Genomic DNA, 13,988 nt, shown 5'->3' with positions numbered 1-13,988 from the left:
GCCGCCTTACGCCTCCTGGACATAGGGCGGCGGCTCCGTCCCCACCGATGCCGGAGCATAGGGGGCATCGGCCATCCCGTTGACCTTGGCCGCCATCACGAAGTCGTTCTCGTGCAGCCCGTTGATCTTGTGGGTCCAGAAGGCGACGCTGCAATGGCCCCAGCCATGGCGGATCTCGGCATGGTGGCCTTCCGCCTCGCACAGATTGCCGACCTGCATGGCGAATGCCTGGGCCTGGACGAAGTCGGGGAAGCGGAAGTCGCGTTCGATGCGGTCTGGATCGCCTTTCAGGGTCCAGCCCGGGACCTGCACCAGATAGAAATCGGCCATCGCCCGATCCATCGGCGGTATGCCGCCGCGGCAGGGTTCGCAGGTCTTGGCGGCGAGATCCCGTGCCGCCGGGGGGTGATCTGTCATTCCGGTCTCTCCCTTGTTGGTGGAGGTAGGGTCCGGGACGGAGCGGATCGCGCAGGATCGGACTCGATTTGACGCGTGAATCCGCTCGCCGAACACAGGTATAGAGTTCCGTTGCGCCTGGAATCCTGGGGCCGGGCGGGCGATTCGGCAAGCCCGGCACCCCGCCTGCCCCGACCCGTCGCCCGATAGATTTTTGGAAACCATCCATGACCGATCTCCCCTTTGCCGATTACCAGTTCCCGACAAAGCCGACGGACGGGCCGCGGCTCGCCATCGTCGGCGAGGCGCCGGGGGCGGAGGAGGCGCGGCAGGGCACGCCCTTCGTCGGTCGCAGCGGCAAGCTTCTCGACGAGTCGCTGGCCGCGGTGGGGATCGAGCGGGCGCAATGCCTGGTCGCCAACGTCTTCCGCTACCAGCCGCCCGGCAACAAGGTTGGGCATTTCTTCTCCTCGCGCGCTCGCGCCCGCAAGGAAGGGCGTGCGATCGACGAGAGCTGGGGCGCCTTCGGCACCTCCGACCGCCTGCTCGCCGAGTTCGCCGGAGAAATCGACCATCTGCGCGCCACGCTCGCCGAGTGGCGCCCGTCGGTGATCGTGGCACTCGGCCGTACGCCGACCTGGGCGCTGACCGGCGAGAACGGCATTCTGCAGCTGCGCGGCAAGCTGCTGCCCTGCCGTCTGCTGGAGGGCGTGGAGGTGGTGCCCACCTTCCATCCCAGCTATCTGCTGCGCGGTCAGCTGGTGGAGCAGCCGACCTTCCTGGCCGACCTCCGGCTGGCCGTGTCGCGTCTTGGCCGCTGAGATTCGGCCGCTGAGATTGGGACTCAATCCCCGGCGTCAGGCTTCGGGAAGCAGGCGCCAGACGACGGTTTCGCGCATCTCCCGGTCCTCCAGCTCCAGTGAGGTCGGGACGGTGTAGCTCGCCACCTTCTCGATCCCGCTGCGCGGGACATAGGCGCGGCCCGGGTCGCCCAGCAGCACCAGCGTGCCGGTGGCGGCGATGCCGCGCAGCCAGCCGGTCACCCGGTCGGCCATCGGCTTCTCGTAACAGACGTCGCCGGCCAGCACGACGTCGATGCCCGGCAGGTCGCGGCCGACAAGATCGGCGCTGACCGCCTTCACCTCCACCCCGTTGGCGTCCGCGTTCAGCGCGATGGCGGTCAGCGCGAAGCGGTCGATGTCGCAGGACTGCGCCCGCCCCGCCCCGGCCTTCATCGCGGCGATGCCGACCAGCCCGGTGCCTGCGGCAAAATCGAGCACCGACTTGCCGGCCACCAGATCCGGCCGGTCAAGCAGCAGGCGTGCAACCGCCTGCCCGCCGGGCCAAGCGAAAGCCCAGTATGGCGGTGGCAAATTCGTGGCGGCCAAGGTCTCCTCTGTCGCCTGCCAGAGCGGCGTGACTTCGGTGGCAAGATGAAGCTTGACTTCCGGCAACAGCGGAGTGGTCGTCAGCGTCGTGTTGTCGCGGACGAAATCTTGCGGGGATGCGTTGTTCATACGAGGATTCCCAAGGGACACCGCTGTTGGCTGGGGGAGGATCGGCAGCTTATCATTGTTACACAATTCAAACGGTGTAGACACAGCTCGAAACCCGTGTTACCCGTTTCGACCAGGGGAAAACAGAGGGATTGGGGGAATCATGCGGCAGAGGGGAATCGCCATCGGCCTTTCGCTTGCGGCTTTGATCGCGCTCAGCCCCCTTGCCGTCTCGACGGCTGCCGCACAAGACGGCGATTGCGTCCGCACCGTCCGCTCCATCTCCGATTTCACCATCCGCGGCGATGCCTGGACCTGGTGGGGCCATGCCGCCGGTCAATATGACCGTGACCAGCATCCGGCCGTCGGCTCCGTCCTCGTCTTCAAGCGGACCGGCCACATGCGCCGGGGCCATGTCTCGCTGGTTAGCGCGGTGATCGACCGCCGCACCATCGAGGTCGACCACAGCTGGATCGACGGCGACGGACTTCGCCGCGGCATGAAGGTGGTCGACGTCTCCCGGAACAACGACTGGTCCGCCGTTCGGGTATGGCACGAGCCGACCGAGCAGCTCGGCCTGCGCGTCTATGCCGCCTATGGTTTCATCATGCCGGACGGCGAGTCCGAGCCCCGCCGTGGCGGCCGGATGCTCGATGCCGGCGACCGCGGCATGGACCAGAATTTCAGCAGCACCCCGCGCGGTCGCGGCAAGCCCGACACCGGTCCCCGCATCGTCTCCGCCTCGTTGTCCAGGCAGAAGGGGCTCAGCGTTTCGATCCCCGGCCGCAAGCCGCAGGCGCTGGCGTCCACCGCCGTCGCCGCCCATGCCCCGCAGAAGCCGCAGCGCATCGATGTCGCCGTGATGCCGCCCCGCAAGCCCGGCGCGGCTCCCGCGCACTCCGCTCCGATTGTTACCGTTGCCGAAGCCGGCGGACCAGTCGGCCATCGCACCGTCGCTCCCAGCCGCAAGCCCGGCGCAGGCAATTCCGTTGCCCTGCTGGCCGACCCGAACGAGCGCTGAGCGCTCGGCAGAGTCCTGAAATTCAGGCAGGAAGTTCAAGAGGACGGAGCAGTGCTCCGTCCTTTTTGATTGTGGGCCTTCGTTGTGGGGCTTTCCCGGCGGCTTGGGGTGCGGGGCGGAGGCTTCCGCGCCCTACAGCTTTCCCGCCAGGATCGCCGCCAGGACCAGCCAGCCGAACCAGCGGTTGGATTTGAACTTGTCCAGGCAGTCGGTCTGATCGTCCGGCCGCCAGGTGGCGACCTGCCAGGCCAATTGCAGTGCCGCCAGGGACAGAACCGGCAGAAACAGGCCGCCGAGCCCGGCCAGCCGGCCGCTGATGCCGATGCCGACATAGGTCAGGGTATAGAAGCCGTAGATCCAGATCTTGCTCTGGTCGCCCAACCGCAGCGCGGTGGACTTCACGCCGATGCGGGCGTCGTCCTCCTTGTCCTGATGGGCGTAGATGGTGTCGTAGCCCAGTGTCCAGGCGATGCCCGTCACATAGAGCGCCACGGCCGGCCAGCCGAGATCGTCCTGCACCGCCGCCCAGCCCATCAGGGCGCCCCAATTGAAGGTGAGCCCCAGGAAAGCCTGCGGCCACCAGGTGATCCGCTTCATCAGCGGATAGGTGAAGACCAACGCCAGCGACAGCACGCCCAGCCCGATCGCCGTCATCCCCAATTGCAGCAGGATCAGCAGCGACAGCAGAAGCTGAAACGCCAGGAAGGCGAGCGCTTGGCGTACCGACACCTGGCCCGACGGGATCGGGCGCGATCGCGTGCGCTCGACCATCGCATCGAACTTGCGGTCCAGGATGTCGTTGACGGTGCAGCCGGCCCCGCGCATCAGAACGGCGCCGACGCCGAACAGCGCCATCATTGCAAGCAGCGACGGCCAGTCCCGGAACGGCTGCGGCATGGCCAGCGCCAGGCTCCACCAGCAGGGGAACAGCAGCAGCCAGGTGCCGATCGGACGATCCAGCCGCGCCAGCGTGACGTAGGGACGCCAGCGGGCCGGCACCCGGCGGGCGACCCAGCTTTCCGGACGGATGTCGGTGAAGCCGGGGTCCGGAAGAGTTGGGCCGGTGGATGCAGTTGGCATGACGGCGGCGTTTCCGCTGTGCTATGGAGATGTCAGGACGGTAATCGGGGCGAAGCCGTTTGGCTGTCGCTCAAATGGCGAATCCATCGGGCTGTCGCCCGAGGGGCGAAGGTATCGGGCTGCCGCCCGGGCGGCAAGCGCGGCGCTTTGTCCGGTGCCTGGAGGTGGGAATTGTGTGAAATTGCGTCCCTTGGACTTGCACGCGCCAAACCCGCACCAATACTGTTTCATCGGCACAACCTCTTTGGCTCGCAATCTTAAATGGACATGAGCACAAAACCGGACCGGTTCGCCGTCGTCATCGATGACGAGTCGATCATATTGGCCGGAATGGAAATCATGCTGGACACCTGGGGATATCAGGTGCTCGCCGCCGAGGATGTAGAAACCGTCCTGGGCAAGCTGCCCGGCCGGCCGGTGCCGGACGTGATCCTGTCCGACTATCGCCTGCGTGACGGCTGGTCCGGCATCTCCGCCATCCGAGCCGTCCGCGAAGCCTGCGGCAGCGCCGTTCCCGCGATCATCCTGACCGGCGACACCGGCCCCGAACTGATCGCGACGGCGAAGGCGGAACAGGTGCGCATCCTGCACAAGCCCGTCCAACCCAACGATCTGCGCCGGCACATCGATGCCGTCATTGCCCAGCCGGGCTGAGCCATCCCGATCCGGACGCCCCCGCTTCGGATGGCTCAGTCCGCATGTGGAGTCCCGGCATGGATCCGCACGCATTCCTCCTGCGTCCGTCCGGGGCCGTTGATCTGCTGACTTGCACGCCCGCGGCCGGCTATAGTCGGCGCCGCCCCGCGGAGACGACAGCCATGGCCGACCCGATCAAGACCCGCCTTTATGTGGACAGCCCGCTGGCCGACGGCCAGTCGGTCGGGCTGGACCATGAACGCGCCCATTTCCTTCGCCATGTCCTGCGGCTGGACCGCGGCGACCCGGTCGCCGTGTTCAATGGCCGCGACGGCGAATGGAGGGCGGTGATCGACGGCTTCGGCAAGGGCTGGTGTTCGCTGACGGTGACCGAACAGCGGCGCGGACAGGATACGACTCCCGACCTCTGGCTGCTCTTTGCGCCGCTGAAGAAGGGGCGCATCGATTTCGTTGCCGAGAAGGCGACCGAGATGGGGGTGTCGCGGCTGTGGCCGGTCTTCACCCGCCGCACCGACCCCAACCGCGTCAACCTCGACCGGCTGCGCGCCAACGCGGTCGAGGCGGCCGAACAGTGCGAGCGCCTGAGCGTGCCGGAGATGGGTGAACCGATGCCGCTGGAGCGTGCGCTGGCCGGTTGGCCGGACGGACGGACGCTTTACCTGTGCGCCGAGGCCGGCTCCGCCCGCCCCATCGCCGAGGTGCTGCGCGACGCGCGGCAGACCGGCGTGGCCGGACCGGCCGCCCTGCTGGTCGGGCCGGAGGGCGGATTCGACCAGTCGGAACTTGACGAAATCGCCAAACTCCCCTTTGTTGTACCGGTGGGATTGGGTCCGCGCATCCTGCGGGCCGATACGGCGGTGGTGGCGGCGCTGGCTTGCTGGCAGTCCTTGGCCGGGGATTGGACTGCCGGGGGAAGCGACCGGCGTCCGCCTTTCCGTGCGCCGACCTTTCCATCGGCCGGGCAGTCGCCTGCTGGCGAACCAGCGCTCGATTGACCGGCAGCCATCCGTCCACTTCCCGCGAGAGACTTCATGTCCGCACCCCCGACCACGCGCGGCGAACCCATCACCGACCGCCGCCAACTGGTGGCCTATCTCGAATCCGGCTGCAAACCGGCGCCGGACTGGCGAATCGGGACCGAGCACGAGAAATTCGCCTACCGCACCTCCGACCTGCGGCCGCTGCCCTATGACGGGCCGGACGGCATCCGGGAACTGCTGACCCGCATGACCCGCTTCGGCTGGCAGCCGGTGGAGGAGAAGGGCAACATCATCGCCCTCGTCCAGGACATGGCGAACATCACGCTGGAGCCGGGCGGGCAGGTCGAATTGTCGGGCGCCCCGCTGGAGACCCTGCACCAGACCTGCGCCGAGGTGCACCGCCACCTGCGTCAGGTGAAGGAGGTCGGCGCCGAACTGGGCATCGCCATGATGGGGCTGGGCTTCCAGCCGAAATGGCGGCGCGACGACATCCCCTGGATGCCCAAGGGCCGCTACAAGATCATGCGCGACTACATGCCGAAGGTCGGCTCGCTCGGCCTCGACATGATGACGCGGACCTGCACCGTGCAGGTCAACCTGGACTTCGCGTCCGAAGCCGACATGGTGCAGAAGTTCCGCGTGTCGCTGGCCCTCCAGCCGATCGCAACGGCCCTTTTCGCCATGTCCCCCTTCACCGAGGGCAAGCCGAACGGGTTCCAGAGCTTCCGTAGCCACATCTGGACCGACACCGACCCCGACCGCACCGGCGACATCCCGTTCGTCTTCGAGGACGGCTTCGGTTTCGAGCGCTATGTCGACTATCTGCTCGATACCCCGATGTATTTCGTCTACCGCGACGGCACCTACATCGACGCCGCCGGCCAGTCCTTCCGCGCCTATATGGACGGCAAGCTGCCGGCCCTGCCGGGCGAGGTGCCGCTTATCACCGACTGGGCCGATCACACCACCACGGCTTTTCCGGAAGTGCGGCTGAAGAAGTACCTGGAGATGCGCGGCGCCGACGGCGGCCCGTGGCGCAGCCTGTGCGCCCTGCCGGCCCTGTGGGTCGGGCTGCTCTACGATCAGGTGGCGCTGGATGCGGCCTGGGATCTGGTGAAGGACTGGACCGCGGCGGAGCGCGCCCATCTGCGCGCCGAGGTGCCGCGCACCGGCCTGCACACCGCCTTCCGCGGCCGGACGGTGCGCGACGTGGCGCTGGAGGTGGTGGCGATCGCCCGCGACGGTCTGGCACGCCGCGCCCGCAACGACAATTGGGGCGACGACGAGACCCATTTCCTCGACACCCTGCAGGTCATCGCCGAGAGCAACCGCAGCCCGGCCGACGAGCTTCTGGAGAAGTATCACGGCCCCTGGGGCGGCAGCGTCGATCCGGTGTTCAAGGAATACGCGTACTGAGGGGAGCGGTTGGTTTGACCCCCACCTTAATCCTCCCCCGCTGGGCGGGGGAGGAGACTGCCGCTGAACGCTGACAAAGGTCCAGTTCCCTCCCCTGCCCAGCGGGGGAGGGTCAGGGTGGGGGGCTAATCCTTACAACTCACGCCGCAACCGGCATATGGCTGATGCAGCTCTTGGAACACACCTTGGAGCAGCTTTCGCAGCCGATGCAGTTGGCCGCATTCTCGACCGTCATCACCTTCTTTTCGGCTTCGTCGTCGAAGGCGTCGACGACGTCGCCATCCTCGGTCAGGCCGATCATGTTGAGTACGCCGCGGCCGCAGACCTTGAAGCAGCGGCCGCAGCCGATGCACTGCTTCTGATCGATGGCTTCGACGAACTTCGGGGTCCAGCTCTTGCCGCCACGGGTGGTGCCGGTCAGGAAATCAGCCATGGGAATGCTCCTCTCGGGAAAGGGTGCGCCTAAGCTTTTCGTTGGAGACGGGTGTTACGCCTGTTCCAGCGCCTTCAGCGCCGCCCGCTTCTCCGTCAGGGTCTTGAAGGCATCGTAGGTTTCCTGCGCCACGGTCAGGATGGTCTGCCAGTTCTGCGGAAGCTCTTCCGACAGGTCGTGCAGATCCATCTTCTTCTGGGTGGCGCGGGCGTTCAGCTTCTTGATTTCGTCCTTCAGGGCGTCGATCTCGCTCATGGTCGCGGTCCCCGGGCTCAGAGATTCGCGACTTCGGGATATTCCCGGATCAGCGCCACCGCGTCGTCGACCAGCTTGGCGCCGTCGGCGGCCAGCTTCTCCAGGCTGGGGAAGCCGAAACGGTGGACGTCGCGCAGCGACTTCGACACCACGACCAGCCGGCCGGTGGTGAGGATCATGCGGCCGAAACCCTCATGGCTCATCTTCATCATCGGCGACGCCATCAAGCCGGTCTGCTTCTCGACCGTCACGCCGACCGCCTTGTAGAACAGCTCCAGCCGCCACAGCGTGTCCGGGTCCGGATCGCCGATGATCGGGATGGCGGCGCGCGCCTCCCTGTCGAGGATGAAGGGGGCGAGCAGAGCCTCGTCGGGCTTGCCTTCCCAGGCGCCGTAGCTGTCCTCGGCCCGGAACAGCAGGACCAGCGTCTTGATGAACTGGTCGGCGACGGACGGCCCTGCGGTCTCGGCGACGGCATTCTCTGCGGCCATGACTTTACTCCTCCTCATCGAAATGGAATTCGGGCGTTTCGCCCATCGCCTTGCGCAACCAGGGCGGCGGGTTGCCGTTCAGCGTCTCGACCAGCCGGTCGAGCAAGGCGGGAATGGCGTCGGTCGCCTCGACCTTCACCGGGTGGATCTTCTTGGCCACCACGCGGGCGGCTGCCGACGCGCCGATGGCCGACAGATAGAGGATGGAGACGTCGGACAGGGCATTCAGCTTGGGGATCAGCTTGTCCTCGTTGCCGTCCTCGAACATCGAGCCGCCGAACTGGAAGGTCTCCAGGAAGGCATGGCCCTGCCGGTCTACCCGATAGACGGCGATGTTCTTGGCCCAGCCGAAATGCGCATCGACGTGCTGCATGTCCTGGGTGCAGAAAGCGACCTTCATCGATCCTCCTTTGGTCTGGCGTGGGTCTTGCACCACGCTCAGACGGCGTTGCATCCGCATGATCCGCCTCCGCAGCCGTGCGAGTCCGCATTCCCATGGGTGTCGTGCGCGCCATGCCCCGGGTGATCGGGCGCCGGGTGATGGTCGTGGTCCATTTCGCGGGCGAGGAACAGGTTGCCGATCTCGCACAGCAGCTCGCGCGTGCCGCGATAGCCGACCTGGACGCGCAGGCCCGCCCCCAGCCGGTCGAACATCGGCAGGCCCATCCGGTGCAGCGGCACCCCGATCCGTGCCGAGCCCTGCCGTCCGTGCGAGTTGGAGACGATCAGGTCGGCATCGCGGGCCAGCGTCTCGACGTCGGAATGGTCGCCGACCAGGATGGTGGCGGCCTTCAGCCGCTCCAGCACCGGGCTCTGCGTCGGCGACACCGCGGCGACCACCTCCGCGCCCATGTCGGTGAGAAAGCCGGTGATGGCGTAGAGCAGATCCGGTTCCAGCGCGACGGCGATGCGCTTGCGGCTGTAGAAGAAATGCCCGTCCAGCATGGCGTCGACCAGGCTTTCGCGCTGGCGGCGGATGCGGGCCGGAGCCTGCCGGCCCGAGAGGTCGGTCAACAGGCGGATCAGCTTGTCCGATGCCTCCAGCCCGGTCAGCCGGCTGAAGAAATGGCTGGGCACGTCGGTCTTCAGCTCCAGTGCGTTGCCGGCGATCCGCATATGCTCGCCGACCACGATCGTCGCGATCGACGCACCCATCGAGCGGATCTGCTCCACCGACACGCCGCCCAGAGAGGTGGCGGTGAAGTCGGCCGGCTGGCGGCCGGCCATCGACAGCGACAGGTCGGGCAGGAAGATCGGCGACAGGCCGAAGCCCTCGATGATGTCGCGCAGCTCCTCGACGTCGCCGGGCGACAGGTGGCTGCCGGCCAGCACGTTGATCTGGGTCTTGACCGTCACCGGAGACGGCTCCACCAGCCGCTCAACCATGGCGGTGACCGCGGCGGCGAAGCCGTCTTCGAAGCCGCCGGTGAAATCGGGGGTGTTGGCGAAGACCAGGGCGGTGTCGACGATGTCGGGATTGCGCTGGCGGAACAGCGTGTACTGGCCGCCCATGTCCTCGCCCTTGGTCTCGGTGACGCCGGTGGTAGCGACGCCGATCATGGCGGGCTTGTTGCGCTCGACGATGGTGCGGATCGCCTGTTCCAGGTTGTCGTAGCCGCCGAGGATGGTGGAGACCTGATCCATCGCCGTGGTCTGCAGCGGGATCGCCTCGCGGAAATGGCGCACCAACAGGACGAGCCCGAAGGCGGTGCAGCCCTGCGAGCCATGGAACAGCGGCAGGCAGCGGTCGACGCCCAGATAGGCCAGCGCCGCGCCCAGCGGCTGGCTCATCTTCAGGGGATTGGTCAAGGCTGCCTTGGCGGCGGAGGGGAAGCGCTGGATATGGGACATCGTCGTCACTCCGCCGCGATGATGGCGGGAGCGGTCCGGGTGGAGGAAGGGCCCGACTCCCACGGCGCCGGCTGGCGGACCTGGCGCCAGATCGGGTTGGACAGCGTCTTGTCGATTTCCTCGCAGAGGTTGACGATGCCGTCATAGCCGGCATAGGCGTGGTGACGCTCCTGATTGATGTCGAGCCAGGGAACCTTGGCCTTCAGAGAAATGAACTGCGACCGGCCGCCGGACATCATGATGTCGGCCTTGTCCTCGGCCAGCATCTTATAGATCTCGCGCGGCTTGAGATCGTCCCACTGGTGGAACTCGTCGCCCTTCATCTTCTTGATGCGCTCCTTGTCCTCCTTCGTCGACTTCTTGGTCGATGTGCCGAGGATGGTCAGGCCGGCGCCTTCCAGGGCGCTGACCATCGACCAGCTCTTGACGCCGCCGGTGAACAGGAGGACGCGCTTGCCCTCGAAACGCGGCTTGTAGGGCTCCAGCCGGCGCCAGACCCGGCTCTCCTCGCGCGCGATCACGCCCTCCGCCCGGTCGATCAGCGATTTGTCGGCACCGCGCTCCACCAGCATGCGGGTCATGGTGCGCAGGGTGTCCGACATGTCGGAGACGCCGTAGAAGGAGCCCTCGAAATAGGGGATGCCGTAGCGCTCCTCCATCTTGCGGCCGACATTCACCAGCGCCTGGCTGCACACCATCATGGTGACGCGGGCGCGGTGGGCCTGCGCGACCTCCTTGTAGCGGCCGTCGCCGGAGATGCAGGACAGCAGCCGGATGCCGATCTCGTCGAGCAGCGGCTTGACCAGCCACAGCTCGCCGGCGAGGTTGTATTCGCCGATGATGCAGACGTCGGTCGGGGTGGTGTGGTCCGGCTCGACCGTGCCGATGACATGGTCGAGCAGAGCCTCGCCGGCCAGCTTGTTGCCGAGATTCTTGGAGCCGACGAAGCCGGGGGCGTCGACCGGGATCACCGGCCGGCCCAGCTTCTGCGCCGCGAACTTGCAGACCGCGGCGATGTCGTCGCCGGTCATGGCGGGCACACAGGTCTGATAGACGAACACGGCCGGCGGATCGTACTGCTGCACGATTTCCTTGATCGCGCGGTAGAGCTTCTTCTCGCCGCCGCCGATGACGTCCAGTTCCGACAGGTCGGTGGTGAAGCCGGTGCGGTAGAGCTGCGACCCCGACGATCTGGTACCGCGGTTGTCCCAGGCGTTGCCTAGGCAGGCGATCGGGCCGTGCACCAGATGGGCGGCGTCGGCGATCGGCTGCAGCACGATCATCGCGCCGTCATAGGCGCAACCGCCGGCCGCGGCCCCCGGCTTCAGGGATTTGGTGCAGCCCTTCTTCTTCTCCTTGGCCGACTTGGTCTGATTGGTCGCGCAGCCCGGTTCGTTGAAGACGTCCTGGATCTTGTCCTGGAGCATGCCCGCTCTCCCATCCTGGCGCCGGAAATGGCTCTGCGACCATGTGATGCAGGGGGCGTGCCAGATGGTAAGGCATTGATAGAAAATGATTGTCCGGTTTCCGTGCCTGTCCGATACCTGACAATCGCCTCCTAGTGCCGACGGCGTGTCGGGTGTCGCACATCTCCATGATGCAGGAGTCGCCGCATCGGCCCGTATCACCGCAGGGTATGGGCGATGGATGGCGATGGGGCTGATGCGTGGCTTTGTGACGGCACTGGCCGGTGGACTGGTTCTCGCGACGTTGGCGGCCAATGCAACATGTGCCGCGGGCGGAGCCAGTCTGCAACTGTCAGGGCAAGCTGGTTCGCAGGTCGGCATGCTCTGCCAGTTTCTCGATCCTGAGCGCAATCCGCCGCCGCCGGAGGCCGGAGACCTGTGTGATGCTGCCGCAGAGTGGCTTGAGCATCGTTCGGCGGCGGCCGGCAAGGCGGTGGTTCGCCTGGGGTTGCGCGATGCGACCGGATCGGACGGGCAGGCGGCGGAAGGACAGGCGGCGGAAGGGCAGGCGGACGGGCTGCCGGTGGACGGGCCGATCCTGCTGCTGCTGATCGAGTGGCGGCCCGATTGGTCCGGTGCGGGCAATGCCAGGCTGCTGCTGCGGGCGCGTCCGGTTTACGGCAACGCATCGGCTGCCGTCGTCGGGGTGCCGGCGCGGCCGGTGTCGCTCGGACGACCCGACTGGCTGGGGCCGGCGCGGGACGTTCTCGCGGGCGTGCTGGATTTCGCCGTGCGTGACTGACCGGCGCTCGGCATCGGTCAGCGGGCGAGCACCCGGGCCGCATCCTTGGTTTCCGCAATGGCGGAACCGACTTGGGCGAAGGCGGTGGCGATCGCGCCGATGTTCCGGTCAACCACCTCGACGGAGGTCGAAGCCTCCTGCATGTTGGCGGACATGCTGGAGGTGACGGTGGTCTGTTCCTCCACCGCTCCGGCCGACATGACCACGAATTCGCGCAGATTGTTCATTGCGGAGCGGATGGTGCCGAGCGACGACACGACATCGTGGGACACCGATTGCATCCCGTCGATCTCGCGGGAAATCTGCGCCGTGGCGTTCGCCGACTGGTTGGCGAGATTCTTGACCTCGTTGGCGACGACGGCGAACCCGCGGCCCGCCTCCCCGGCACGTGCCGCCTCGATCGTCGCGTTCAAGGCCAGCATGTTGATCTGGCCGGCGATTGAGCGGATCAACTCGACGATGCCGCCCATCGCTTTCGCCACCTCGGTCAGACGGGCGGCCGCCCGGTCGGCGTTTTCGGCCTCGTTCATGGCGATATCGGCGGCCTGCTGCGACCGCGTCATGCTGTTGGCGATCTCCTGGGCGGAGGATGCCATCTCCTCGGCACCGGCGGCGATGGTCTGGACCGTCGCCCGTGTCTCGGTCGATGCCACGGCGGCGGCGTCCGCCCGTTGATGGGCACTGCCCATCGCTTTTTCGATCTCGCCGAAATTGGTGTCGATAAGAAGCTTCAAGCGTTCGAGGAGGCGAACCTGCTCCGTGATGTCCGTCGCGAATTTCACGATCTTGCACAGGCGGCCGGCGTCGTCGAAGACCGGGTTGTAGCTGGCCTGGATCCAGGCCACCCGGCCACCCTTGCCGATGCGTCGGTATTGGGCGGCTTCGAACTGGCCTTTGTTCAGCGTGCGCCAGAATTCGCGATAGGCTGCACCGTCGCGTTCGCCGGGATCGACGAACATGCTGTGGTGACGCCCGCGCACCTCGTCCAGGCTGTAGCCGAGCACCTTCAGGAAATTCTCGTTGGCGGTGATGACGGTGCCGTCGGGATTGAATTCGATCACCGCCTGCGAGCGTGAAAGGGCCTCGACCTTGCCGCGGAGGTCGGCGTTGATCTTCTGCCGTTCGGTGACGTCGGTGGCGATCTTGATGACCTTGCAGGGACGCCCGCCGCTGTCGAGGATGGGATTGTAGGTGGCCTCGACCCAGACCTCCCGGCCGTTCTTGCCGATGCGTTTGTAGAGCGCCCTCTGGAATTCGCCGCGCTTCAGCCGATCCCAGAATTCGCGATAGGCGGTGCTGTTCTGTTCGGCTTGGTCGATGAACATCCTGTGATGGTGTCCGACGATTTCCGGTAGGGTATAGCCCATCACCGTCAGGAAATTGGGATTGGCGTCCAGGATCGTGCCATCTATGGCGAACTCGATCACCGCCTGCGAGTGATTCAGCGCGGACAGGATCGCTTTGCTGTCTGAACCCTTTCCCTTTATCGCCCGCATGAAGCCGATCATCGCCACCCCCGTGATGCGCCTGCCTGATTGCAGTTTGCAGTATCATAGATATCTGACCGAGGTGGTCGGTCAATAAGTAGTGGCACTGAATGATCAATAAAATATCTGGTAAATGCAAGAAACAAGGAGAAGCTAATGAATAGAAATCAAAGCTCAATTCCCTTAATCCGCATATAGAACGTCTATATGGTTATGA

General features: G+C 66.1%; 16 protein-coding genes. 6 read left to right on the top strand and 10 right to left on the bottom strand.

Going from position 1 to position 13,988, the window contains the following annotated elements; genetic code table 11:
* Positions 1 to 6 precede the first annotated feature (6 nt).
* Entirely contained in the window at positions 7 to 417 is a 411-nt protein-coding gene (locus tag AL072_RS00570; protein WP_063840339.1) for a 4a-hydroxytetrahydrobiopterin dehydratase, read from the bottom strand.
* Positions 418 to 623: 206 nt separating this feature from the next.
* Between AL072_RS00570 and AL072_RS00565 the strand changes: the two genes are divergently transcribed.
* Positions 624 to 1,217: a uracil-DNA glycosylase gene (locus AL072_RS00565; RefSeq protein ID WP_045581948.1), complete on the top strand. Its 594-nt coding sequence runs from the start codon at positions 624 to 626 to the stop codon at positions 1,215 to 1,217.
* A 36-nt stretch (positions 1,218 to 1,253) separates the two neighbouring features.
* On the opposite strand, the gene AL072_RS00560 is transcribed toward AL072_RS00565, so the two are convergent.
* On the bottom strand, positions 1,254 to 1,913 hold the full coding sequence (locus AL072_RS00560; RefSeq protein ID WP_045581949.1) for a class I SAM-dependent methyltransferase: 660 nt from the start codon (positions 1,911 to 1,913) through the stop codon (positions 1,254 to 1,256).
* A gap of 142 nt (positions 1,914 to 2,055) precedes the next feature.
* Here AL072_RS00560 and AL072_RS00555 point away from each other — a divergent pair, with 142 nt between their 5' ends.
* Complete coding sequence (locus AL072_RS00555; RefSeq protein WP_045581950.1) at positions 2,056 to 2,913, top strand: CHAP domain-containing protein; 858 nt, start codon at positions 2,056 to 2,058, stop codon at positions 2,911 to 2,913.
* Between the two features lie 132 nt (positions 2,914 to 3,045).
* Here AL072_RS00555 and ubiA read toward each other — a convergent pair whose 3' ends face one another.
* Positions 3,046 to 3,993 carry a 4-hydroxybenzoate octaprenyltransferase gene (ubiA, locus tag AL072_RS00550; RefSeq protein ID WP_045581951.1) on the bottom strand — a complete coding sequence of 316 codons (948 nt, stop codon included), beginning with the start codon at positions 3,991 to 3,993 and terminating at the stop codon, positions 3,046 to 3,048.
* A 267-nt stretch (positions 3,994 to 4,260) separates the two neighbouring features.
* On the opposite strand from ubiA, the gene AL072_RS00545 reads away from it, so the two are divergent.
* The 3 genes from AL072_RS00545 to AL072_RS00535 all read left to right on the top strand — a co-directional run bounded on the left by AL072_RS00545 (position 4,261) and on the right by AL072_RS00535 (position 7,046).
* Positions 4,261 to 4,647 (top strand): response regulator, encoded by a 387-nt coding sequence (locus AL072_RS00545; RefSeq protein ID WP_245636708.1) that lies wholly within the window; start codon positions 4,261 to 4,263, stop codon positions 4,645 to 4,647.
* Positions 4,648 to 4,811: 164 nt separating this feature from the next.
* Positions 4,812 to 5,645: a 16S rRNA (uracil(1498)-N(3))-methyltransferase gene (locus AL072_RS00540; RefSeq protein WP_045581953.1), complete on the top strand. Its 834-nt coding sequence runs from the start codon at positions 4,812 to 4,814 to the stop codon at positions 5,643 to 5,645.
* 36 nt (positions 5,646 to 5,681) lie between these two features.
* On the top strand, positions 5,682 to 7,046 hold the full coding sequence (locus AL072_RS00535) for a glutamate--cysteine ligase (protein ID WP_045581954.1): 1,365 nt from the start codon (positions 5,682 to 5,684) through the stop codon (positions 7,044 to 7,046).
* Positions 7,047 to 7,185: 139 nt separating this feature from the next.
* Here AL072_RS00535 and fdxB read toward each other — a convergent pair whose 3' ends face one another.
* Genes fdxB through nifE form a run of 6 tightly spaced genes read right to left on the bottom strand, consistent with a single transcriptional unit; the run spans position 7,186 to position 11,503 of the window.
* Complete coding sequence (gene fdxB, locus AL072_RS00530; RefSeq protein WP_045581955.1) at positions 7,186 to 7,479, bottom strand: ferredoxin III, nif-specific; 294 nt, start codon at positions 7,477 to 7,479, stop codon at positions 7,186 to 7,188.
* A gap of 54 nt (positions 7,480 to 7,533) precedes the next feature.
* On the bottom strand, positions 7,534 to 7,734 hold the full coding sequence (locus tag AL072_RS00525; RefSeq protein ID WP_045581956.1) for a CCE_0567 family metalloprotein: 201 nt from the start codon (positions 7,732 to 7,734) through the stop codon (positions 7,534 to 7,536).
* Positions 7,735 to 7,751: 17 nt separating this feature from the next.
* Positions 7,752 to 8,225: a NifX-associated nitrogen fixation protein gene (locus AL072_RS00520; protein ID WP_045581957.1), complete on the bottom strand. Its 474-nt coding sequence runs from the start codon at positions 8,223 to 8,225 to the stop codon at positions 7,752 to 7,754.
* Between the two features lie 4 nt (positions 8,226 to 8,229).
* Positions 8,230 to 8,625, bottom strand: coding sequence for a nitrogen fixation protein NifX (gene nifX / locus AL072_RS00515; RefSeq protein WP_045581958.1), 396 nt, complete (start codon positions 8,623 to 8,625; stop codon positions 8,230 to 8,232).
* Positions 8,626 to 8,663: 38 nt separating this feature from the next.
* On the bottom strand, positions 8,664 to 10,076 hold the full coding sequence (gene nifN / locus AL072_RS00510) for a nitrogenase iron-molybdenum cofactor biosynthesis protein NifN (RefSeq protein ID WP_045581959.1): 1,413 nt from the start codon (positions 10,074 to 10,076) through the stop codon (positions 8,664 to 8,666).
* Between the two features lie 5 nt (positions 10,077 to 10,081).
* Positions 10,082 to 11,503 carry a nitrogenase iron-molybdenum cofactor biosynthesis protein NifE gene (gene nifE / locus AL072_RS00505; RefSeq protein WP_045581960.1) on the bottom strand — a complete coding sequence of 474 codons (1,422 nt, stop codon included), beginning with the start codon at positions 11,501 to 11,503 and terminating at the stop codon, positions 10,082 to 10,084.
* 220 nt (positions 11,504 to 11,723) lie between these two features.
* Between nifE and AL072_RS00500 the strand changes: the two genes are divergently transcribed.
* Positions 11,724 to 12,284, top strand: coding sequence for a hypothetical protein (locus AL072_RS00500; RefSeq protein ID WP_144428095.1), 561 nt, complete (start codon positions 11,724 to 11,726; stop codon positions 12,282 to 12,284).
* Between the two features lie 17 nt (positions 12,285 to 12,301).
* On the opposite strand, the gene AL072_RS00495 is transcribed toward AL072_RS00500, so the two are convergent.
* Positions 12,302 to 13,792 carry a methyl-accepting chemotaxis protein gene (locus AL072_RS00495; RefSeq protein WP_045581962.1) on the bottom strand — a complete coding sequence of 497 codons (1,491 nt, stop codon included), beginning with the start codon at positions 13,790 to 13,792 and terminating at the stop codon, positions 12,302 to 12,304.
* Positions 13,793 to 13,988: the final 196 nt, after the last annotated feature.

The organism is Azospirillum thiophilum (assembly GCF_001305595.1).
GTDB lineage: Bacteria > Pseudomonadota > Alphaproteobacteria > Azospirillales > Azospirillaceae > Azospirillum > Azospirillum thiophilum.
This window is presented reverse-complemented; position numbering and strand designations above follow the sequence as displayed.